This window comes from Acetobacter lambici, assembly GCF_011516885.1.
Taxonomy (GTDB): Bacteria; Pseudomonadota; Alphaproteobacteria; order Acetobacterales; family Acetobacteraceae; genus Acetobacter; species Acetobacter lambici.
The window spans coordinates 1-1,449 of sequence record NZ_WOTD01000127.1 but is presented as its reverse complement, the minus strand read 5'-3'; the positions used below and the strand labels follow the sequence as shown (position 1 = coordinate 1,449).

General features: G+C 53.1%; 1 protein-coding gene and 1 pseudogene. Both read left to right on the top strand.

What is annotated here, in order from left to right:
- Positions 1-98, top strand: a pseudogene (locus tag GOB86_RS15420) (IS5/IS1182 family transposase); the annotation flags it as partial.
- Between the two features lie 27 nt (positions 99-125).
- The gene (locus GOB86_RS15415; RefSeq protein ID WP_165993537.1) at positions 126-1,031 is read left to right on the top strand and encodes an ArdC family protein; all 906 of its coding nucleotides are present in this window, start codon (positions 126-128) and stop codon (positions 1,029-1,031) included.
- Positions 1,032-1,449: the final 418 nt, after the last annotated feature.

Below are 1,449 nucleotides of genomic sequence, written 5' to 3'. Positions count from 1 at the left end.
CGAAGGATGTCGAGGCAACAATCTCGTCATCCCACGCGTGGTTGATGATTGCCCATATCCGCAGAGTTCTGCGAAAAATCAATCAAACCCCTTTCTGATTCAGGCTCTAAGGAGTGGAATGGATCATGACCAAGCATGAACGTATTGATCTCTATCAGGATGTGACCAACCGGATAGTGGAGCAGTTAGAAAACGGAGTGGCCCCGTGGGTGCAGCCTTGGTCTAGTACCGCTTCAGGCCCGTCACTCCCACTCAATGTCACCACAGGTCGCCGCTACAGCGGTATCAACGTGCTGCTGTTGTGGGGAACCGTGCAGATGTGTGGTTTTACCTCCCAGAGATGGCTGACGTTTAACCAGGCACGCAAAGTTGGCGGGAGCGTCAGGAAAGGTGAAAAGGGCACGACCGTTTTCTATGCGGACAGATTTGTGCCAGGTGGCAAGGAGGCTGAAGAGGAGGCGCGTGCCATTCCCTTTTTGAAGCGCTTTACGGTTTTCAACATTGACCAGTGCGAACACCTGCCCGAAGACATGACAGGCTCAGTTGCATCGCTACCAGAACGCGAGATCGTTCCTTATGCAGAAGCTCTGTTGCAGGCCACAGGTGCGGATATCCGAATTGGTGGCGACAAGGCATTTTATGCCCCGGATCCAGACTATATTCGACTTCCACCACAGAATGCCTATTTTGAGCAGATTAACTGGTATCGCACAGCTTTTCACGAGACTGCACACTGGAGTGGCCATAAGAGCCGTCTCGACCGTGACCTCTCAGGACGGTTCGGCTCACACAAATATATGGCTGAGGAGATTGTGGCTGAGCTCACAGCGGCATTCGTTCTTGCCGAGTTGAACATCACGCCGACAGTGCGACACGCTGATTACATTGGGAGTTGGATTGCCCTGTTGAAGGAAGACAAGCGGGCAGTTTTTGCAGCAGCGCGTCTCGCGTCACAGGCAGCGGAATACATACTGGCGTTTCAGAGTAACGATAGCTGTTTAGCTGCACCATTTTCACGGATGGTGGCCTGAATGGGGCAGGGGATGCGGGCACTTGTGTCCGTATTCTGGGCTAACCCGAATACGATGCCCCCCTCAGACAGTGACACTTTGCCGGACGGCAAGAGTTTATGGCTCTGCACCATACTGGACCGGACTGTAGAGCGTGAGATCATCTCTCACTATGCACCGCGTGTCCGCCCTGGTTCAGGGTGGTCACACGGCTGGTCTCCTTTGCTCGACGCGGAAATCTCACAGAAGGGTTGTACATCGGGTTAGATTATGAAAAAGTCTGTTTTGCACAAAAGAAATTTTCGTAAGCTATAAGAAAACCCGATGTAGACAGAGTGTAGCGCAGGCGCGTATGAGTTTCCAGCCTCCTGTGGACGGCGTGTTGTGGCCCGTTTTGACGGGGGTCGCATGAGTTCGGATGGGGGCGTCATTCTGGTGA

What these genes read in the sequence shown, in the direction of transcription:
- GOB86_RS15415 (WP_165993537.1), top strand. Translation starts at nt 126, where the DNA reads ATGACCAAGCATGAACGTATTGATCTCTATCAGGATGTGACCAACCGG.